The organism is Rhodococcus sp. OK302, assembly GCF_002245895.1.
In the GTDB taxonomy this organism is placed as follows: Bacteria; Actinomycetota; Actinomycetes; order Mycobacteriales; family Mycobacteriaceae; genus Rhodococcus_F.
Window position 1 is genome coordinate 2,836,698 of sequence record NZ_NPJZ01000001.1, and the last position, 20,044, is coordinate 2,856,741.

At 62.1% G+C, this 20,044-nt stretch carries 17 protein-coding genes and 1 riboswitch; of the genes, 12 read left to right on the top strand and 5 right to left on the bottom strand.

Annotated elements, in window-relative coordinates:
* The first annotated feature begins 512 nt into the window (after positions 1 to 512).
* The 3 genes from BDB13_RS12995 to BDB13_RS13005 all read left to right on the top strand — a co-directional run bounded on the left by BDB13_RS12995 (position 513) and on the right by BDB13_RS13005 (position 4,790).
* The gene (locus BDB13_RS12995; RefSeq protein ID WP_141210640.1) at positions 513 to 3,500 is read left to right on the top strand and encodes a helix-turn-helix domain-containing protein; all 2,988 of its coding nucleotides are present in this window, start codon (positions 513 to 515) and stop codon (positions 3,498 to 3,500) included.
* 142 nt (positions 3,501 to 3,642) lie between these two features.
* Entirely contained in the window at positions 3,643 to 4,500 is an 858-nt protein-coding gene (locus tag BDB13_RS13000; protein WP_176459572.1) for a bifunctional methylenetetrahydrofolate dehydrogenase/methenyltetrahydrofolate cyclohydrolase, read from the top strand.
* Between the two features lie 5 nt (positions 4,501 to 4,505).
* A complete protein-coding gene (locus BDB13_RS13005; protein ID WP_094272002.1) occupies positions 4,506 to 4,790 on the top strand; it encodes a DUF3017 domain-containing protein in 285 nt (94 codons plus the stop codon).
* Between the two features lie 8 nt (positions 4,791 to 4,798).
* Here BDB13_RS13005 and BDB13_RS13010 read toward each other — a convergent pair whose 3' ends face one another.
* Both BDB13_RS13010 and BDB13_RS13015 read right to left on the bottom strand, forming a co-directional pair.
* On the bottom strand, positions 4,799 to 5,374 hold the full coding sequence (locus tag BDB13_RS13010) for an SWIM zinc finger family protein (RefSeq protein WP_094272003.1): 576 nt from the start codon (positions 5,372 to 5,374) through the stop codon (positions 4,799 to 4,801).
* Positions 5,374 to 7,206 carry a DEAD/DEAH box helicase gene (locus BDB13_RS13015; protein WP_254922806.1) on the bottom strand — a complete coding sequence of 611 codons (1,833 nt, stop codon included), beginning with the start codon at positions 7,204 to 7,206 and terminating at the stop codon, positions 5,374 to 5,376. The genes BDB13_RS13010 and BDB13_RS13015 overlap by 1 nt, the downstream gene beginning before the upstream one ends.
* 265 nt (positions 7,207 to 7,471) lie before the next feature.
* Here BDB13_RS13015 and BDB13_RS13020 point away from each other — a divergent pair, with 265 nt between their 5' ends.
* Positions 7,472 to 8,407 (top strand): RCC1 domain-containing protein, encoded by a 936-nt coding sequence (locus tag BDB13_RS13020; protein ID WP_176459573.1) that lies wholly within the window; start codon positions 7,472 to 7,474, stop codon positions 8,405 to 8,407.
* A 4-nt stretch (positions 8,408 to 8,411) separates the two neighbouring features.
* On the opposite strand, the gene metX is transcribed toward BDB13_RS13020, so the two are convergent.
* Together metX and BDB13_RS13030 are read right to left on the bottom strand one after the other, a co-directional pair.
* On the bottom strand, positions 8,412 to 9,548 hold the full coding sequence (gene metX, locus BDB13_RS13025; RefSeq protein ID WP_441347189.1) for a homoserine O-acetyltransferase: 1,137 nt from the start codon (positions 9,546 to 9,548) through the stop codon (positions 8,412 to 8,414).
* Positions 9,545 to 10,840 (bottom strand): bifunctional o-acetylhomoserine/o-acetylserine sulfhydrylase, encoded by a 1,296-nt coding sequence (locus BDB13_RS13030; protein WP_094272006.1) that lies wholly within the window; start codon positions 10,838 to 10,840, stop codon positions 9,545 to 9,547. The genes metX and BDB13_RS13030 overlap by 4 nt, the downstream gene beginning before the upstream one ends.
* 140 nt (positions 10,841 to 10,980) lie before the next feature.
* A riboswitch (SAM riboswitch) is annotated at positions 10,981 to 11,124 on the bottom strand.
* A gap of 305 nt (positions 11,125 to 11,429) precedes the next feature.
* On the opposite strand from BDB13_RS13030, the gene BDB13_RS13035 reads away from it, so the two are divergent.
* The 7 genes from BDB13_RS13035 to yhjD all read left to right on the top strand — a co-directional run bounded on the left by BDB13_RS13035 (position 11,430) and on the right by yhjD (position 18,068).
* Positions 11,430 to 12,653: an NADP-dependent isocitrate dehydrogenase gene (locus BDB13_RS13035; RefSeq protein ID WP_094272007.1), complete on the top strand. Its 1,224-nt coding sequence runs from the start codon at positions 11,430 to 11,432 to the stop codon at positions 12,651 to 12,653.
* Positions 12,654 to 12,885: 232 nt separating this feature from the next.
* Positions 12,886 to 14,025, top strand: coding sequence for an MFS transporter (locus tag BDB13_RS13040; protein WP_094274887.1), 1,140 nt, complete (start codon positions 12,886 to 12,888; stop codon positions 14,023 to 14,025).
* Between the two features lie 25 nt (positions 14,026 to 14,050).
* Positions 14,051 to 14,896, top strand: a complete 846-nt coding sequence (locus BDB13_RS13045) for an exodeoxyribonuclease III (protein WP_094272008.1) — start codon at positions 14,051 to 14,053, stop codon at positions 14,894 to 14,896.
* Positions 14,897 to 14,905: 9 nt separating this feature from the next.
* Positions 14,906 to 15,424 carry a ribonuclease domain-containing protein gene (locus BDB13_RS13050; protein ID WP_094272009.1) on the top strand — a complete coding sequence of 173 codons (519 nt, stop codon included), beginning with the start codon at positions 14,906 to 14,908 and terminating at the stop codon, positions 15,422 to 15,424.
* A complete protein-coding gene (locus BDB13_RS13055; protein ID WP_094272010.1) occupies positions 15,424 to 15,918 on the top strand; it encodes a barstar family protein in 495 nt (164 codons plus the stop codon). Before BDB13_RS13050 ends, BDB13_RS13055 begins: the two co-directional genes overlap by 1 nt.
* 26 nt (positions 15,919 to 15,944) lie before the next feature.
* A complete protein-coding gene (gene trpS / locus BDB13_RS13060; RefSeq protein WP_094272011.1) occupies positions 15,945 to 16,979 on the top strand; it encodes a tryptophan--tRNA ligase in 1,035 nt (344 codons plus the stop codon).
* A 33-nt stretch (positions 16,980 to 17,012) separates the two neighbouring features.
* Positions 17,013 to 18,068: an inner membrane protein YhjD gene (gene yhjD, locus BDB13_RS13065; protein WP_094272012.1), complete on the top strand. Its 1,056-nt coding sequence runs from the start codon at positions 17,013 to 17,015 to the stop codon at positions 18,066 to 18,068.
* 3 nt (positions 18,069 to 18,071) lie between these two features.
* Here yhjD and BDB13_RS13070 read toward each other — a convergent pair whose 3' ends face one another.
* Positions 18,072 to 19,364, bottom strand: coding sequence for a D-alanyl-D-alanine carboxypeptidase family protein (locus BDB13_RS13070; RefSeq protein WP_094274888.1), 1,293 nt, complete (start codon positions 19,362 to 19,364; stop codon positions 18,072 to 18,074).
* A 105-nt stretch (positions 19,365 to 19,469) separates the two neighbouring features.
* On the opposite strand from BDB13_RS13070, the gene BDB13_RS13075 reads away from it, so the two are divergent.
* Positions 19,470 to 20,042, top strand: coding sequence for a dihydrofolate reductase family protein (locus tag BDB13_RS13075; protein ID WP_094272013.1), 573 nt, complete (start codon positions 19,470 to 19,472; stop codon positions 20,040 to 20,042).
* The last annotated feature ends 2 nt before the right edge of the window (positions 20,043 to 20,044 follow it).

Here is a 20,044-nt window from a genome sequence, read left to right on the forward strand (position 1 = left end):
TTGGCACGAATTGCACGTTGCCCGAGCCGATCCGCCGGCCGGGACTCCAGACAACGGCTACCGAAATTCGGGGCTACGGGGCCTTTTGACCAGTCAATTTATGGTGGGGTCCCCGGGGCGGAAGGCATAGCGCAACGGTCCGGTGGCGAGGGGCGAGACGGGATGAATTGTTCCGTGGAGGTGGCCGAGATGCGGGGGTGGGGCTGTCGCTGCAAAGATCAGCGACGGCCGGCCGGGCGCTTGACCGGGCAGTGGTTGCGCCGGAATTAACTGGGTGTTGTCTAATTCTGTGATTGAAAGGGACTCCACTGTTTTATCGACGCCCCTAAGAGGATCTTCTGAAACATGATTGTCGTTTTTTTACAATTACAGGCTTGACATTTGTGGCAGCCGACGGCCAATATCAGCAATATCTTCGGGAGCGACGAATCGGGTCGTCGCATGCGGAGGTCGCTTAGTTGTGACCTTTTGACACGCAAAACCGGAGAGGTGGTTCTTGAGGAGCAATCGGGTTGTTTATCGAATCTGGTCAGCGCGCCTATGGGCGGGCTCAGGCCTTTCGGCAGGTCAGCGATGGAATAGGCAAGGCTCGGGCGCGCTATGGATCCGCGCTCGTCGTGACGGGGCCGCGGCGCACCGGACGTTCCCGCTTCATGGATGACGTGACATGGACGCATGTGGGGCCGACCGTGTTCATCGCGGGGACCCGCCATACCGACTTCGCGATGGCCACCGTCTTCCATCCGCTCTTTACTCACCTTGGTGTCAGCACATCGGAGATCGCCGCATTGTCGGACGTCGGTATCGACGTGGCCGGACATGAGTGGGCGCCGGCAATCGGCGACATCATCCTCCGCGCCCTCGCCTCCCATGACTTCAAAAACCATGCGCTGCTGATCGTTGTCGACGATGCCGATCTGCTTTCCGCCTCATGTCGATCGGTTCTTGGCTACGTGGCGCGGCGCCTCGCGAATCTGCCGGTATTCGGCATCCTCGTCTGCGGCGAAGGGGAGACCGAGTTTCGCTCGCTCCCGCAGCTTCCGATTTACACGTTGACTCTGGAGGAGTCGGGGGATCTCGTCGAGTCCTTCATCGGACATCGCCCACCGCTGGACACTCTGACGGAGCTGCACCGGAGCTGCCGCGGCAACCCCGTCGACCTTCGTGAGCTGTGCGAGCAGGCGAGCGTCGAACAGCTGCGCGGCATTGCCGCCCTGTCCTGGCCGGTCGCCGTGGCGCCGAGCCGGATGAACCGTTGGCGGGAGGTGTTCTCCCGGATCACGGAGTTGCAGCGTCTGGCGTTGCTGACGATGTCGGTTGCTCAGACCCTGGAACCGGAGCATTTGCTGCACATCATCGGTGCGACGCAAGATCAGCCAGGCGGCGCCGAGGAGCAGTTGGCCGATCTCGTCGAATCGGGATACCTGAGCTCAATTGGCCACGAAGTGCGCATCGCCAACAACCTGGACCGTGCCGCGATCTATCAGATCGCCCCGTCGAAGCTCCGGGCCACCTGCCGCCAACAGATGAACGCGTGCGCCGTGTTGCGGCGGCGGCCAGTCTTCGGCGCGGCCGTTCAGTTGGTGGCGAGCAGCCCGGCGACCGAACCAGTAGAGGTGGCGCTTGGCCTGATTGGGGAGTTGGAGAGGGCGGGCGACGTGTCACAGCTCCTCCATATTCTGCGCACGCTGATCAAGACTTCGCCCGACGCGAGCGCCGCACGGTTGGCGGTCCGCGGGGTCGAGATCGCGATGGCCGGCGGGTACTTCCACGACGTCGAGTGGTTCGCGCAGCAGACCGAACGGCATGAGCTGTCCCCGGCGGAGGCCGGCACAGTCGCCACACTCCGAATGCAGATTCGATTCCTGCTGGACGAGCCGCTGGACGGCGAGATGATGTGTCACATCGTCTCTGAACTCTCCGAGCGATGCCCGGATGCCGCCGCCAACCTATCGAATACCACCGCGCTTTTTCACTTGTTCCGCCACGAGGAAGTTGAAGCGCACCGAGTCCTCTCCTTGGTGGGCGTCCCGAGCACTCGTAGAGTCGCGTTGTCCGCAATGGTCGACCATCGTATGGCGCAGGACGCGGCGGATTCCGGCTCGCTCCATCCGCTGCCCAAGCTCGACCTGCGTCAGCCGCTGGAGTTTCGCCTGGTGTCGGAGACGGCAACTTTCCTGTCTCAGGTGGGCCGATTTCAGGAGGCGGAAACCCTCTTCGACCGCATCCTGCATCACATGTCCGCGCCCTTGGAGCAGGTGGTGTCCCTCACGCTGAAGGTGGACAACGAGATGTTCTCCGGGACGGTCGACGCCGCGCAGCAAATGTGGGACGAGGCGCAGCGCGTACTGCCCCGGCGGAACTTCCTGCACATGCTGCGGCTCTGCCAGGGGGTTCAGCTCCTGGGGCTGGCGGGACGCTTCACCGACGCCGCCGATCTGGCGGAGGCCGGGCTGACGCATCCGCATCGACGGGCGAATCCGGGGTTCGAATCCAGGCTTTTGTGGTCCCTGGGGCAGATTGCCCTCATGAAAGGCGATGCAAACACGGCGATTTCGCTGTTGGAGCAGAGCATTGACCTCCTCGGCGCCGCGACGGACCACTGGCAGGTCCAGCGCTACGTCGATCTGGTCGAGGCTCAGATGGTCGCCAACAACCCCGCGGAGGCGGAGCGGGTGCTCCGGTATCTGGAGTCAAGGACGGCGTCGCGATCTCAGCCGGCCACCACTAACGCGGCAATCGGGCGTGGACGACTGCTCACCGCCCGCACGCTGCACGAGGCCCGGGCGGCGCTGCCACAGGCGCTTGGCGCCGACGAGAAATTTTCGATTCCGCCTCTCGATCGGGCTCGCGCTCACGCCATCTACGCGCATCGATTCGGCTGGCTCGAGGACGATTCCACGCAATCAAGCGAGGGGCATCAGAGGAAAGCGGAATCGATATTCTCCCGGATCGGTGCTGCCGGGTGGGTTGTCGGCGATCGGTGGCTTTCCCAGGATCGGGTTGAGCTGGTGGGGGATACAGAAGATTTCGCGCCCCCGACCCACGGTGATTCCGGGCATCTATTTGTCGAATCCTGCGTCGCCAATGCACCGACGGTTTCTTTCATGGAGGCTGAGGGAGTAGTTCTTCAGCCCTCGGCCGGACTATTCCGGGATGCGCTCGCAGTTATTTCCAAGGACTACACAGACCCCGAATTGACGGTGAAATCGCTCGCGAGACGTCTGGGCACCTCGGTGCGCACGTTGCATCGGACATTCGAGCCACATTCCCGGTCGGTGGCGCAAATGATCCGATCGCGAAGGATCGACTGCGCCGTGGACCTGCTGCAGGATCCTCGACGCTCGGACCTGTCGCTCGCCGAGATCGCGCGGATCTCGGGGGCACCTTCTGTCGCGTATCTGCGGATGGGTATCAAGGAGACGCACAACGTCAATCCCTCCCAGTTACGGATGCCGGCCCTCTCGCGGGAACTCTCCACTTCTCGTGTGCTGGTGTGACCCGAAACTCTGCAGGAGTGTCGACTGAAAGGCCCTCAACCGGGAATAATCGTCGGGTGCGACGGGGCGAAGAAGCACCGGTGGGTCGCGTAGTTCCGGAGCCGTTGTCACTCACCGACCTCAACCTGGAACAATGGTCGCCGTGACTGCAACGATCCTCGACGGCAAAGCTACCCGCGACGAAATCTTCGAAGACCTGAAGGTGCGGGTGAGCGCCCTGAAAGCAGCGGGCATCACGCCCGGCTTGGGCACCATTCTCGTAGGCGACGATCCAGGATCTGCTGCCTACGTGCGCGGTAAGCACAACGACTGCGCCAAGGTCGGCATCAATTCCTTGCGACGCGACCTTCCTGCGGACATCACGCAGGAAGAACTCAACGCCACTATTGACGAGCTCAACGCCAACCCCGAGTGCACCGGTTACATCGTGCAGTTGCCGCTGCCCAAGCACCTCGACGAGAACGCTGCCCTCGAGCGCATCGATCCCGACAAGGATGCAGACGGTCTGCACCCGGTGAACCTCGGACGGTTGGTTCTGGGTAAGGAAGCTCCACTGCCCTGCACTCCGCGTGGAATCCTGCACCTCCTGCGCCGCTACGAGGTCCCGATTGCCGGCGCCCACGTTGTTGTCGTCGGACGCGGAATCACCGTCGGCCGCCCCATCGGCCTGCTCCTGACGCGCCGCAGTGAAAACGCCACAGTTACGCTCTGCCACACCGGAACTCGTGATCTGGCTGCCGAAGTTCGCCGCGCCGACATCATCGTCGCAGCGGCCGGTGTACCCGGACTGATCACGGCTGACATGGTCAAGCCCGGTGCCGCGATTCTCGACGTCGGTGTCAGTCGCACCGACGACGGATTGCGTGGCGACGTTGCCGCCGACGTCAACGAGGTTGCCGGCTTCGTCTCACCCAATCCCGGTGGCGTGGGCCCGTTGACGCGTGCGTTCCTGATCACCAACGTGGTCGAGCGTGCCGAGCGAGTCCTGGCCGGAGCCTGAATCTCATGACCTCACCGGTCGGCCTCGTGAAGAAGAATCTGCCCATGATCGTGGTTCTCACCGTGATCGCAGCAGCTTTTGTTCTTGTCCTGGCCGATCGGTGGCGCCGTGGCTCTCTGGTTTTGGGAGTGGCGGTCATCATCGGTGCTATTGCGCGATGGTTTGTGTCGGAGGAACGCGTCGGACTTCTTGCCGTGCGCGGCAAGAAGTTCGACACCGCAGCGATGGGTGTCATGGGCGCATTGATCGTCATGCTGGCGTTGACGATCGATCCGCTCGGGACAGACTGAGTGAGCAGTCAGCTTCCGTAGAACGTCGATACATCTATCTCGTATAGAGGAATCCACTCACTCTGCGTCTGTGCGGCAGCAGATCGGCGCGCTGTCCGACGTTTGCTGCGGAGTGTGACGGCCAGTGCAGGCTCCTCGTCGATCCTGCCGGCCAATGCGTACAGCACGGCAAGATGATGAACACACGGTGAGCGTTTTCCGGAGCAATCGCACGTGGCTGTGCATTCGGAAATGCTCACGGCGACAGCAATATCGAGAGCGCGAAGATCTGCGACGACGCTGTCCGGCAGCTCCCCGGTCGACACGGACCGGTTCTTCACGCCGGCTGACTTCAGCAGGCGCTGGGCGGCGTCGGATTCCTTCTTCTCCCAGAGTGGCACGGTGACAACAACAGTCGATGTCTTGCCCTTGGCAGTGACCGTGCCGGAGACGTTTCCGGCGGAGATGTCCGTCAGCGTTACCGCGCCATTGCGCGCCAGGGTGCGTGCGGTCGGCAGCGAAGGGTTCGGCTTCGAGGACGTTGTTTGTTCCACGGTTCGCAACCACACCCGGCCCCACGCTGTCACTCCGAACTCGTTGGCCATCAGATGATCACCGCACCGTCGAGTTCGAGGAGTTCACGCAACTCGGAATCCGGAAGATCGGCGAGTGCCGCTTCGGAGTTGCCTGAAATCGATGCGGCTACGGCCCGTTTCGACTCGTGCATGGCGGCGATATGATCCTCGACGGTTCCTCCGGTGACCAGGGTGTGGACGTTGACGGTGCGCTGCTGACCGATGCGGTGTGCGCGGTCGGTGGCTTGATCTTCGACGGCCGGATTCCACCAGCGGTCGTAGTGGACGACATGGTTTGCACGGGTGAGGTTGAGGCCGAATCCGGCGGCGCGCAAACTCAGGATGAGTACCGGCGACGACTCGTCGTCCGTCTGGAAAGCTTCGACCATCTCATCACGTTTCGCAACGCTCAAGCCGCCGTGCAGGAACGGAACGTCGCTGATACCCAACTCTGATCCGAGGTGCTTCGATAACAGCTCACCCATAGTTCGGTACTGGGTGAACACGAGTGCGCGATCACCGTCGTCGACGATCTCGGCCAGCATTTCGGTTGCACGATCAAACTTTCCGGACCGTCCGTGCATATCGTCGGTATCGCCGGTGACCTGCGCGGGGTGATTGCACACCTGCTTGAGAGTGGTCAGAAGGGCAAGGACGTTGCCGCGCCGCGTGATTCCGGTTCCCAGTCCGGTGTCGAATGCATCCGCCACCGCGGCTCGGTAGATTCGTGCTTGCTCCGACGTCACGGTGCATTCGACGGTGGAGAACTGTTTCGGTGGAAGATCCTTGGCAACAGCATCTTTGGTTCGGCGCAGTACGTAGGGTTCGATGATCGTCGTCAATCGTGTTGCGGCAGATGCAGAGCGGCCCGTTTCGATCGGGACGGCAAAGCGCTGCCGGAATCGCGCTCGAGTCCCCAGAACGCCGGGATTGGCTACCTGGAATAATGACCACAGTTCTTCGAGACGGTTCTCGACCGGTGTTCCGGTCATCGCTACTTTCACGTCAGCACTCAAACGGGCCGCAGCCTGTGCTGCCAACGACGACGGATTCTTGATTTGCTGAGCCTCGTCGAAGATCGCCGAGGCCCACCGGAATCGCTCCAATTGCTCTGAATCCGAACGCAAGACGCTGTAGCTGGTGAGGACGACGGTACCCGGAGCAAGATCTGAGGGAAGACACCGGTTTGCCCCGTGGTGGACCACAAGGGTGAGATGCGGTGCAAATCGGTTGATCTCGCGTCGCCAGTTTCCGATCACCGAGGTGGGACAGACGACGAGGTGGGAACCGTCGGCGGCCCTGATTGCGATCATCGAAATGGCTTGCAAAGTCTTGCCCAGTCCCATTTCGTCGGCGAGGATGCCGCCGCCGGACTCGGTTAGCGCTGTCAACCAGGCCACTCCCTGAATCTGATAGGGACGCAGAGTCGCCTGTATCCGGGCGTGATCGAGTTTGTCGCGGACGGTCAGCGAGTGAATGAAGTGCGTCGCAGTCGACGTCGCACTCTTGACGACGGTGTGGTCGCGGTAGAGCGAGGCGTGCGCCGCCGTGGGCATGGACTGCAGTTCGCGGGTGTCGATCACTCGCTTCCAGGCGAGCACGGACTCGCCGATTCCGGGTTGATCTTCACGTAACGTCCGCAACGACTGCACTGCTTCGGCGAACTCGATCACTTGAACCGCGACGTCGGTCGCCGCGATGACATCGTCGATCGGAACTGCCATTCGGTAGGTGGCCGGAGTTCCGACCGGAAGTCCCAGAGTTGCGAGTTCACCAGCCGGATCAGCGACACCCCAGAATGCGAACGCCATGTGTTCCGGCAGGTAGGTTGCCTGCAGTCGATCAGGGCGCGGTTGAGTCACGGTCGCCGATGTTAGCTGGGATCAGTGACCGGGCGCCAATGGATTCGCCGCGAAAACACGCTGATCAGGTGTGGTTTTCCCGACATTGACGGGATGCGATAAATCCGCTCTGGCCGTATTGTGATGTTTCGGCTGGGTAACTGGTTAGCATTGTCCGCAGCGTCAGAGGGCGCGGGGGCTCACGAACGAGGACAGTATGAAACGACGGAAAGCTTTCTCAAGTCCACACTTTCGAAGTCTGGCTGCGGTTTTCGCGGTCGGTGTCTTGGCGCTCGCCACGGCCACCGTTGCTGTTGCTGCGCCGGTCGGAGTCCCGGTCGGGAATACCGGACACATCGCGATGTGGGGTGGAACCACCGAAAGTCAGCGTGACGGACTCCCGACCCGTGGCGGTTTTACCGCGATCGCTGCCGGTGACCATCATTCGGTCGCCTTGACGGCCGACGGTCGCATAGCCGCGTGGGGACAGAGCGCGTGGGGGGAACGTGAGAACGTGCCGACCGGTGGTGGCTTCACCGCAATCGCGGCGGGTGAGGATCATGCCGTAGCGCTCACCGCCGATGGTCGCATCGCCGCGTGGGGAAGCACGGAATTCCGGCAGCAGGAGGACCTGCCGGTACGCAGCGGTTTCACCAGAATCGCTGCCGGTACATACCACGCTCTGGCGTTGACCCCCGAAGGCAAGATCGTGACCTGGGGAAGTAAGGAATTCAAGCAGCGTGACGGTATCCCGACTACAGGCGGGTTCCGTGCGATTGCCGCCGGCAACTTTCATTCGGTGGCATTGACTTCCGACGGTCACGTCACCATGTGGGGTGGCGAGAACGAAGGTCAGCGTGACGGACTTCCGGCCGGTGGTGGCTTTACTGCGATCGCAGCCGGTGAAGACAACACTCTTGCGCTGACCGGTGACGGTCACATAGTCGGATGGGGGAACAACGACTACGGACAGCTCAACGAGATACCGCAGGAGGGCGGTTTCACTGCGATCGCCGTCGGCTTCCGGCATTCAGTGGCGTTGACCGCCGACGGTCACATCGTCGTGTGGGGGAACAACGAGAACGGGCAGTTCGACGCGCTCCCGACCGGCGGCGGCTATACCGCAATCGCCGCCGGTGCGTACCATTCGGTGGCCCTGGACTCACAAACCGAGGCCGCACCGACGGGAAGCGGATCGCTGGGGAGTCTGACCGGAAGCTGAGTGCTCAGCGCGACGAGCGAGCTAATTCCATTGTCCGACGCAACAGTTCGGCTACGGCGCCGGCTTCCGTGAGAAAACCGTCGTGACCGTCCTTGGAGTTGAGAACTTCGAGGCCGGTGCACTTCGGGATTCCCGCTGCCATTTCTTCCTGAAGGCGCAGCGGGTACGCACGATCGGAATCGACTCCGCCAACAACAACCGGCACGGTGATCGATGCCAAGGCAGCAGCGACGCCACCGCGTCCCCGGCCGATGTCGTGGCGATTCACGGCGTCGGTCAGCAGTATGTACGTGCTGGGATCGAAACGCTCCACCAACTTGTCGGCCTGATGCTCCAGGTAGCTCTGCACGGCGTACCGTCCACCGTTCCAAGGGTTTTCGTTTCCCTCGGCGGCGTTCTCGAAACGAGCATCGAGTTCGGCTTCGGCACGGTAGGTGAGGTGCGCAATGCGCCTCGCGATGCGGAGTCCCGCACGAGGTGATCGCCCGGTCCCGTGATAATCACCGCCCTGCCAATCAGGATCGGACATGATGGCTGCGATTTGTGTTGTCTGCGTACCGATTTGATCAGCAGTCGCGCGTGAACCCGTTGCCAGAATCAAGGCGGAGAGCAGGTTGTCGGGGTATGACACCGCCCATTCGAGAGCGCGCATTCCGCCCATCGATCCGCCGACAACCGATGCAAGCCGGTCGATGCCGAGGAGATCGAACAGCTGCTTCTCGGCATTGACCTGATCGCGGATGGAGATTCCTGGGAATCGGCTGCCCCACGGTTTGCCGTCCTCGGCAAGGGAACTCGGACCCGTAGTGCCTCGGCAACCGCCCAGGACATTGGTCGCGATGGCACACCATTCGCCTGTGTCGATGGGTTCGCCGGGGCCGACCATCCCGTTCCACCAGCCGGGGGAGGGCTGAGTGTCCGTTACCGGGCCGGTGACATACGAGTCGCCGGTCAGCGCATGCTCGACCAGCACGACGTTGTCGTGGTTCGGTGCCAGCTCCCCCCACCGTTGAACGGCGAGCGAGACAGAAGGCAGTACCTCGCCGCTCTCGAGTTGAACTGATCCGATGTTGATGATCGCCATCTGGCCGCCGGACGGCGGCAGGAGGTCGATTCTGGGCTGTACTTCGTTGACCGTCACGACGTTGCCGCCGCTGCCAGGCCGGTTTCGAGGTCGGCGAGGATGTCGTCGATACCTTCGATACCGACAGCGAGACGTACCAGGCCGGGGGTGACGCCGGCGGCGAGCTGCTCTTCGGGGGTGAGCTGCGAGTGCGTCGTCGACGCGGGGTGGATGACGAGGGAGCGGACGTCGCCGATGTTGGCGACGTGACTGTGCAGGGTGAGGGCGTTGACGAACTTCTTGCCGGCGTCGACGCCGCCGGGCAGCTCGAAGGTGACGATGGCGCCGGTGCCCTTGGGGGCCAAGGTCTTTCCGCGTTCGTACCACGGTGAGGAGGGCAGTCCGGCGTAGGAGACGGACGCGACGGTGGGGTGGTTTTCGAGGAAGCCGGCGACTTGTTGGGCGTTGGCGACGTGGCGTTCGATGCGCAGGGACAGGGTTTCGATGCCTTGGGCGATGAGGAACGCGTTGAACGGGGCGACGGCGGTGCCGAGGTCGCGGAGTAGTTGGACGCGGGCTTTGAGGGCGTAGGCGGGTGCGCCGAGGTCGGCGAATGTGACGCCGTGGTAGCTGGGGTCGGGGGTGGTGAAGTTGGTGTGTCGGCCTTGGGTCCAGTCGAAGGTGCCGCCGTCGACGATGACGCCGGCGATGGCGGTGCCGTGTCCGCCGAGGTATTTGGTGGCGGAGTGGACGACGATGTCGGCGCCGTGTTCGAAGGGCCGCAGCAGATAGGGGGTGGCGACGGTGTTGTCGACGATCAGGGGGAGGCCGTGGTTGTGGGCTACGGCGCTGATGCCGGGGATGTCGAGGATGTGGTTTTTGGGGTTGGCGATGGTTTCGCCGAAGAATGCTTTGGTGTTGGGGCGGATGGCGTCGGCCCAGTGGTCGAGGTTGTCGGGGTTTTCGACGAAGGTGGTTTCGATGCCGAGTTTGCGCAGGGTGTAGTGCAGGAGGTTGTAGGTGCCGCCGTAGAGGTAGGGGGAGGCGACGATGTGGTCGCCGGCTTCGGCGACGTTGAGGATGGCGAGGGTTTCGGCGGCTTGGCCGGAGGAGAGGAGGAGTGCGGCGACTCCGCCTTCGAGGGCGGCGATGCGTTGTTCGACGGCGTCTTGGGTGGGGTTCATGATGCGGGTGTAGATGTTGCCGGGTTCGGTGAGGCCGAAGAGGGCTGCTGCGTGGTCGGTGTTGTCGAAGACGTAGCTGGTGGTTTGGTAGATGGGCAGTGCGCGCGCGTTGGTGGCGGTGTCTGCGGTTTGGCCGGCGTGGACCTGTTTGGTTTCGAAGGACCAGTCAGCGGTGTTGTCGGTCATTTTTGTACTCCAGTGGTCAGACGGATAGATGTCGGACGGGGGCGAATGATCGCCGCCCCGTGCTGGGGCCTATCTACAAGTGCGACACATACTGAAAAACCTCCGTAGGGCTCGGCCCGGTCTGGGGTCCGTCCCTGTCGGACCCGCGCTTGTCGCCTGAAAATGCAGTGGATGCGCACGTGCGCAGACCCACCTCAGGAGACCTGGTCATCACCCGGGGCACCCCACCGCGGTTGGAGGGTTGCCGTCCAGCGAGCCGGGGCTTGACGCTGGTACTCATGACCGAGTCGAATTCTACCGGGAGTGAAGGCGGCGCACGACGCGGGTCGAAGTGCGTGCCGTTACGTGTGGTGGTTCGAAGCGATGTAGCCCACTAGCAGGTAAAAGTTACCGGTCAGTAGAGACAAAGGGAAGGGGCTGCCGGTTGCGACTTTCCTGGCTAGCAGTACGCTTGTCTTGTTTGGGACTCATCTCCCGGGATCAGTCCACACCGATTAGATTTGATAATCGAACCGATCGCGGACCCACTCACAAAGTGTGACCGCAACCGTGTAACCAGGGAAACTTCCTAGGAGGACGCGAAACACCCATGTCCAAAATTAAGGTTGAGGGCACCGTCGTCGAACTCGACGGCGACGAGATGACACGCATCATCTGGCAGTTCATCAAAGACAAGTTGATCCATCCGTACCTCGATGTGAACCTCGAGTACTACGACCTCGGGATCGAATACCGCGACGAGACGGATGACCAGGTCACCATCGACGCCGCGCACGCGATCCAGAAGCACGGCGTGGGCGTCAAGTGCGCCACCATCACGCCGGACGAGGCTCGTGTCGAAGAATTCGGCCTCAAGAAGATGTGGCGTTCCCCGAACGGAACGATCCGCAACATTCTCGGCGGCACGATCTTCCGCGCACCGATCATCATCTCGAACGTTCCGCGACTCGTCCCGGGCTGGACCAAGCCGATCATCATCGGCCGTCACGCTTTCGGTGACCAGTACCGCGCCACAGACTTCAAGGTCCCCGGCCCCGGCAAGGTGATGATCACCTACACGCCTGAGGACGGAAGCGCACCGATCGAGCACGAACTGGTCAACTTCCCCGAGAACGGCGGCATCGTTCAGGGACAGTACAACTTCAACGATTCCATCCGTGACTTCGCTCGCGCGTCGCTCACCTATGGTCTGCAGCAGAACTACCCGGTGTACCTGTCCACCAAGAACACCATTCTCAAGGCGTACGACGGTGCCTTCAAGGACATCTTCCAGCACATCTACGAGACTGAGTTCAAGGCTGAGTTCGATGCCGCAGGTCTGACCTACGAGCACCGCCTCATCGACGACATGGTCGCTTCCGCACTCAAGTGGGAGGGCGGCTACGTCTGGGCATGCAAGAACTACGACGGCGACGTCCAGTCCGACACTGTGGCCCAGGGCTTCGGCTCGCTCGGCCTCATGACGTCGGTTCTGCTCACACCGGACGGAAGGACCTGTGAGGCAGAGGCTGCTCACGGCACCGTGACGCGTCACTATCGTCAGCACCAGCAGGGCAAGCCCACCTCGACCAACCCCATCGCGTCCATCTTCGCGTGGACCCGTGGACTCGAGCACCGTGGCAAGCTCGACAACACTCCTGAGGTCATCGGGTTCGCCCAGGCCCTCGAGGACGTTGTCATCAAGAGCGTCGAGTCCGGCCAGATGACCAAGGACCTCGCCATGCTCGTCGGCGGAGACCAGGGCTACATGACCACCGAAGAATTCCTCGGTGCGCTCGATGTGAACCTGCAGAAGGCAATGGCTGCACGCTAGTTTCACCGCTTGGTGGCTGCACGCTAGTTTTACAGCTTCATCGCATGGGACGTCCGGATTTCCGGGCGTCCCATCATGCGTTTTACGGGGTGTTCGCGCTCTCACGTGAGTGAACTCACCCGCTCTCACTTGGAAGTTCAACCACCCTCGAGACAACAATTGACCAGTGACTTCGCCTGCCGCCTCCGCACCCGCCATTTCTCCCGGTGTTCGTTCCGGCCGGCGCGCGGCGATGGTCGCGCTGGCGCTGGGTGGATTCGGCATCGGTACTACCGAATTTGTCGCGATGGGTCTACTGCCCGAGATGGCAGCGGGTCTAGGCGTCTCCGAGCCCACAGCCGGCCACGTGATCTCCGCGTACGCGCTCGGGGTGGTTGTGGGCGCTCCGTTGCTCGCAGCGCTCACTGCGCGCATTCCACGGCGCACACTGCTGATTGCCCTCATGATCGCCTTCACCGTCGGCAACGCGGCTTCCGTGTTTGCGCCGTCGTACGAGACGCTGATGCTGGCTCGATTTGTTGCCGGTTTGCCTCACGGCGCGTACTTCGGTGTGGCGGCGTTGGTCGCGGCGCACCTGGCCGAGCCGGGTAAGCGTGCCAAAGCCGTAGCCATGGTGATGATGGGACTCTCGGTGGCCAACGTCGTCGGCGTTCCGGTTGCAGCGTGGCTCGGCCAAACTGTGGGGTGGCGTAGTGCCTTCGCTCTGGTCGCGGTTATCGGTGTCGCAACTGTGTTGTCGCTGCTCATCTGGATTCCGCAACTCGACGCGATGCCCGCCAGTAATCCGATCACCGAACTCGGGGCGTTGGGCCGTCCGCAGGTGTGGATGACATTGATCGTGGGCATGGTCGGATTCGGCGGAATGTTTGCGGTGTACACGTACATCAGTACGACGCTGACCGACGTCTCCGGGCTGGGAACCTCCTTCATTCCATTGGCACTCATGCTCTACGGCCTGGGCATGGTGGCCGGTAACTTCGTCGGCGGATACCTGGCCGACCGCGCCCTCATGAAGGGCTTGTTCATCTCGATGGCGTCGCTCGCAATCGTGCTGGCGATCTTTGTTCTCGCGGTCCGTAACCCATACACGGCTCTCGTGTTCGTGTTCCTGATCGGGCTGGCCGGTTCGTCGATGGTCCCCGGTCTGCAGACGCGTTTGATGGACGTCGCCGAAGACGCTCAGACTCTCGCAGCTTCGCTCAACCATGCCGCACTCAACATCGCCAACGCCTTCGGAGCCTGGATCGGTGGTGTCGTCATCGCGGCCGGATACGGATACACCGCGCCTGCCGCAGTCGGATCTCTACTCGCCGTCGCCGGACTTGTCGTGCTGGCAGCGGCTGTAATCATGGCGCGTAGAGCAGCAAACTGAAAGATCGTCGGCACCATCGGCTACGGTGCTTGCCGTGCCTCAAAAAGCTGACTCCCACATTCTCGCGCCACACACGATCACCTCTGTGAACGTCAACGGCGTTCGCGCCGCTGCCCGCAAGGGAATGCTCGAGTGGCTCGAGAAGACAGACGCGGATTTCATCTGCCTCCAGGAAACTCGGGCGTCGGACAAGCAGTTGCACGAGACTCTCGAACCTGCCTTGTCGAACGGATGGTTCCTCGTCTCGGCTGAGCCGTCGGCGAAGGGACGCAACGGTGTGGCAATCCTCTCCCGCGTCGAAGCTGACGCCGTCCGCATCGGCTTCGGGGATGACGAATTTCAGGACGCCGGTCGCTACATCGAGGCGGACTTCGCTGATCTGACGGTTTCGAGCCTGTACCTGCCGACGGGGGAAGCTGAAACTCCGAAGCAGGAGGCGAAGGAACGATTCATGAACTCGTTCGCAGCTCACCTGTCAGCCACGGCATCAGAAGCCGAGACACTCGGACGGCACGTCGTTGTCAGCGGCGACTGGAACATCGCGCACAAGGAAGCAGACCTGAAGAACTGGAAGGGCAACAAGAAGTCTTCCGGATTCCTGCCCAGCGAGCGTGAGTGGATGGACGTCCTCTTCTCCGAGGCATCGCCCTGGGTCGACGTCTTCCGGACGTTGCATCCCGATGTCGAGGGACCGTACTCGTGGTGGTCGTATCGCGGTAAGGCTTTCGACAACGACTCCGGCTGGCGTATCGACTACCAGGTATCCACTCGCGCATTTGCCGAGCGCGCCAAGGCCGGTGAGGTGGAACGCGCCGAGTCTTACGATCTGCGCTGGTCCGATCACGCTCCCGTCACCATCTCGTACCGGTAGGAGCGCGATATGCCGAGTGCCAAGACACTCAAAGCGATAGTTACCGTTGTCGTCGCGGTGGTGGCGATTGTGCTGGGACTGGTGCTCTCATCCCGAGATTCCGACAGTTCAGCATCATCGAACGCAACTGCCGCGTCGCAAGGGACTGGTACCTCGAAGACTGCGGTCACCTCGAGTGCGAAACCGAAACCCGGTGCGGGACCGACGACAACTGCGAAACAGACGACCGCAAAAGCATCGAGCAGCGATGCACCAGCGCGCGTCCTCGCGACCCTGGTCGAGATCGACGCGGGTCGTTGGCCGGACTCCGCGAACTCGGTAGGAACCAAGGGCGGCATCACCTTCCGCAACAGTGAGGGCCGGTTGCCGGCGGTCGGTGCGGGCGGCGGCCGCGTCGTCTATCAGGAGTGGGACGTGAATCCGAAGAAGAATGGCCAGGGCCGTGATGCCGAGCGCATCGTGACCGGCAACGACGGTTCCGCCTGGTACACATTGGACCATTACGACAACTTCACGAGGATTCGCTGATGTCTGATCAACGACGCGTCGATGTGGACCGATGGCTCGATCCGGTATCGGATGTCAGATCGGTGGCTCTTCCGGCCGACCCGGCAGTCCTCGACAAGTTGGCACGCGACCTACGCACTGCCGACTATGTCGTCCGCATCGTTCGCGGTGCGCGCATGCAGACCATCTCGCAGGTGTACGACGAGTTTGCGGCGGCTTTCCAGTTCCCGTCCCATTTCGGGCGCAACAAAGACGCATTCGACGACGTCATGCGCGATCTGGACGACGTACTCGGCCTGGGCGCGGGGTTTGTCGTCCTGGTCAGCGACGCCGAATTGCTGCTGAGCGGCGAACCGGATCAGGTGGCCTGGTTCCGGGAGTCCATGGATTTCTATGCCGAAGAATGGGCGCCGACAGCATTCCGGACTGCCTACCAGTTCGGTACCGATTGCGCGGATTCCTTTGCCGCCGAACTCGTCGAACTCGACTACCCGGACACCACAGCGCCGCGCTGAAACTACCTCGTGAAAAGATCGGAACCATGTCGACCTCTGCAGAACAGACGCCCACAACCAAGCCTCGCGTGCTTTCCGGTATCCAGCCGACGTCGGATTCCTTCCACCTCGGCAATTACCTGGGCGCGTTGCAGCAGTGGGTACCGTTGCAGGACGATTTCGACGCCTTCTACTTCATCCCGGATCTGCATGCCATCACGGTGACGCAGGATCCCAAGGAACTGCGTCGACGCACCAAAGTTGCTGTGGCTCAGCTTCTCGCGATCGGTATCGATCCGGATCGCGCAACGGTTTTTGTTCAGAGTCAGGTTCCCGAGCACGCACAGCTCGCCTGGGTCCTGAACTGCATCACCGGTTTCGGCGAGGCCAGCCGGATGACGCAGTTCAAGGACAAGTCGTCCAAGCAGGGCAGCGACAATGCCAGCGTCGGGTTGTTCACGTATCCGGTTCTGATGGCTGCCGATATCTTGCTGTACCGCCCGCAGCGCGTACCGGTGGGCGAGGATCAGCGTCAGCACCTCGAGCTTGCACGCGATCTGGCAGCGCGCTTCAACTCGCGCTACGGCAAGGCGTTTGTCATCCCTGAGCCGCAGATCATCAAGGGCACAGCCAAGATCTACGACTTGCAGGATCCCACCTCCAAGATGAGCAAGTCTGCGGCCAGCCCCGCCGGTCTGATCAACCTGCTCGACGACCCCAAGGTCTCCGCCAAGAAGATCAAGTCCGCGGTTACGGACAACGAGCGTGAGATCCGCTTCGACCCGGAGAACAAGCCCGGCGTCAGTAACTTGCTGACCATCCAGTCGGCTCTCTCGGGTGTCCCGATCGACAAGCTGGTGGTCGGCTACGAAGGTAAGGGCTACGGCGATCTCAAGTCCGATACCGCTGAGGTTCTGGCAGAGTTCGTCACCCCGCTCAAAGCGAAGGTGGAGGGATACCTTGCCGACGAAGCTGAATTGGACCGTATCATCGCTGCCGGTTCGCACCGCGCTCGCGAGGTATCGTCGAGCACTCTCGCCACCGTCTACGAGAAGGTCGGGTTCCTGACACCCAAGGGCTGATCGGACCGCACACACGACTTGAGGGGGAGCGCAGTGGCCGATGCAGGTGTCGCGGGAAATGCAGTTGTTGTCGAGAAACCGAGTTTCCTCGATAAACAGCGCGCAGCGCGTCCCTGGCTGGATCATCTGGTGCGAGCCGGTCTGCGATTCCAGAACCAGAAGGGTGACTACTACGCCGCCGGCATCACTTATTTCAGTGTGCTGGCACTGATACCGATCCTCATGGTCGCGTTTGCAGTCGCGGGTTTTGTCCTGGCCGGTCATCCCGAATATCTGGACTCGATTCAGGAACAGATCACCAAATCGATCCCGGGAAGCCTCGGCGACACCATCAACTCCTTGATTCAGTCGGCGATCGATGCCCGCGCCCGTGTGGGTGTGCTCGGTTTTCTCGGCGCAGCCTACGCGGGCCTCGGTTGGATGGCCAACGTTCGGGACGCGCTGACCGCGATGTGGGAGAGCAAGCGTGATTCCAAGGGTTTTCTGCGTACCAAGCTCGGGGATGCGGGAGCACTTGTCGGTCTCGGCCTGGCACTGATCCTTTCGCTCGGTATGTCTGCATTGAGCAGCGGACCGGTTGCGCACCAAGTCATCACGTGGCTCAATCTCGAGAACATCACTGGCGTCGGCGTCGGCCTTCGGATCGTGTCGACAATGCTGTCGATTCTGGCGACGTGGGCTGTTTTCTTGTGGGTAATCGCCCGATTGCCTCGTGAACCGGTCACCCTGCGTAGCGCCGCCCGGGCAGCGCTCATGGCAGCACTCGTGTTCGAAGTATTCAAACAGGTTGGTGCGATCTATCTTTCGGCAGTCAGTAGCGGTCCGGCCGGAGTAGCTTTCGGTCCGATCATCGGTCTGCTGGTATTCGTGTTCATGGCCTCGCGAATGTTGTTGTTCTGCACCGCGTGGGCTGCAACCACGAAGGAAAGCCTTGCGCTGGCATACATTCCGCCACCGGATCCGGCAATTATCGCGCCGCGGATCGTAGTCGCAGACGGCGCTTCCCCGTCGCGTACAGCGGCCTTGATTGCGGCGGGCGCCGTTGCCGGGCTCGGCCTTTCGGGGTTCTTGCGTCGGCGTCCGCGCTGAGCGTCAGCGGCGTCGACGGCTCAATACGACAGCACCGACAATCAACCCGAGAACAACCGCAGCTCCGGAGCCGATAATCGCGGCGCGGGCAGTCGTGCTGAAGTCACGCCCGGGCGTTGCTCCGGCAGCTGACACTTCACCCAGGGGCACTGGCGTGGTCGTGGTTGCTCCGTCGGATTTGTCGTCGGTGGATGCGAGATCGGTCAAGGTTCCGACGGTCATCGCGGGGGAGAGGCTGAATCCGAAGTCGAGCAGACGAGCGGCCTGCTCCCACGGGCGGATCGGTTTTGCTTCGCCGCCCATCAACGTGACGAGAAGCGTTCGACCGTTCCGCTGCGCTGCACCGACATACGTATGGCGGGCGTCGTCGGTGAACCCGGTTTTGCCGCCCAGAGCTCCGTCGTAGTTGTAGAGCAACTGGTTGTCGTTGGCGAGAGTGAAGCCGGGGCGGTCCTGATCTTCGGGGATCGTCGGGTCCTTGGGGAATCCCGGAAACTCGACGGTTTCGGTATGGATGAGTTCCGCGAACGTCGGATTTTGCAGTGCAGCGTGGAAGATCACCGCAAGATCGTAGGGTGAGCTGCTCATTCCCGGCCCGTCTAACCCCGAGGGAGTCGCGGTGCGGGTATCGAGTGCGCCGAGGTCGGCTGCGAGTGCGTTCATCTTCTTGACAGCTGCAGCGTCACCGCCGAGTTGGCGGGCCAGCGCATGTGCTGCGTCGTTGCCCGAAGCCATGACTAGACCCTGCATCAGTTGGCGGTTGGTGTAGGTCCCGTCCTTGCCGATACCGACTGCGCTGCCTTCGGCATTGGCGTCTTCAGTGGTCCCGGTGATGACGGTGTCGAGGTTCAGTTCGTCCAGGGCGACCAGAGCCAGGAGCATCTTGATGGTGCTGGCCGGGCGGTAACGGCCGTGGGGGTCCTTTGCGGCGAGTACTTCACCGGTGTTCGCGTCGGCGAGTACCCAGCCGGAGGCGGCGATATCTGCGGGTAAGGGAGGAGCGCCGGCAGGCAGGATGACACCACAGCCGCCGAGCTGATCTCCGCCGACGGGATCGGAAGGGACTGGCATCGGCGCGGGCGCAGTTGTTCCGGGTGCGGGCACCTCGGAGAGGTCGACGGCGGGAGCCGGGCGGCTCGTGAACGGGCAACTATCGGTATTCGGTGTTGTGAACGGTGCCGACGTCGTAGGTGGTGGTGGAGGAGCCGGCTGAGCCCCGGCGATTCCCGACACCCCTCCGATTCCGGAAAGTACGGTTCCGGCAATAACCACTGCACACGCTCTACGCCACATCATCTCGATTCGAGGGTAGGCGAATTGTGCGCTACCACCGAATCGCCGCGCAGTCTGCAACAGTGGAACCGTCAGCTGTTCGATCGACGCACACGGCAGGAGATCGGTATGGGCAAGGTTGTAGTGACGGAGTTCGTGTCTCTGGACATGGTCATGGAGGCGCCGGGAGGCGAACCGGGCTATGCCCATACAGGGTGGGTGGTCCCGTATCAGGAGGGGGACCAAATGAAGTTCAAACTCGACGAGACCCTCGCCGCCGACGTACTCCTGCTCGGGCGTCGTACGTACGAGAGCTTTGCCGGAGCGTGGCCTGATCGCGAAGACGACGAAGGCTTCGCGCACAAGATGAACGAGATGCCGAAGTACGTCGTCACCAGTTCGGCCGAGCCTCTCGAGTGGAACAACTCCACAGTTCTGGAAGGTCCGATCGAGGAGTCCGTTCCGAAACTGAAGGAGGAGGTCGACGGCGAAATCCTGGTGGCCGGAAGCCGGACTCTTGTCCATGCTCTGCTGCTCGCCGGGTTGGTCGACGAACTACGACTGATGGTGTTCCCCGTGATTCTCGGGTCCGGTGGGAAAGTGTTCCCGGAATCCGCGGACAAGATCGTGCTCGAGTTGGTCGAGGACCGTCGCTACGAATCCGGCGTGCAGGTCCTGACCTACCACCCGAAGGTCGCCTAGCC

Coding starts and splice junctions, on each gene's coding strand:
- BDB13_RS13005 (WP_094272002.1), top strand. CDS start 4,506: ATGACCTCACCGGTCGGCCTCGTGAAGAAGAATCTGCCCATGATCGTG.
- BDB13_RS13010 (WP_094272003.1), bottom strand. CDS start 5,374: ATGGCCAACGAGTTCGGAGTGACAGCGTGGGGCCGGGTGTGGTTGCGA.
- BDB13_RS13030 (WP_094272006.1), bottom strand. CDS start 10,840: ATGACCGACAACACCGCTGACTGGTCCTTCGAAACCAAACAGGTCCAC.
- BDB13_RS13035 (WP_094272007.1), top strand. CDS start 11,430: ATGTCCAAAATTAAGGTTGAGGGCACCGTCGTCGAACTCGACGGCGAC.
- BDB13_RS13040 (WP_094274887.1), top strand. CDS start 12,886: ATGGTCGCGCTGGCGCTGGGTGGATTCGGCATCGGTACTACCGAATTT.
- BDB13_RS13050 (WP_094272009.1), top strand. CDS start 14,906: ATGCCGAGTGCCAAGACACTCAAAGCGATAGTTACCGTTGTCGTCGCG.
- BDB13_RS13055 (WP_094272010.1), top strand. CDS start 15,424: ATGTCTGATCAACGACGCGTCGATGTGGACCGATGGCTCGATCCGGTA.
- trpS (WP_094272011.1), top strand. CDS start 15,945: ATGTCGACCTCTGCAGAACAGACGCCCACAACCAAGCCTCGCGTGCTT.
- BDB13_RS13070 (WP_094274888.1), bottom strand. CDS start 19,364: ATGATGTGGCGTAGAGCGTGTGCAGTGGTTATTGCCGGAACCGTACTT.
- BDB13_RS13075 (WP_094272013.1), top strand. CDS start 19,470: ATGGGCAAGGTTGTAGTGACGGAGTTCGTGTCTCTGGACATGGTCATG.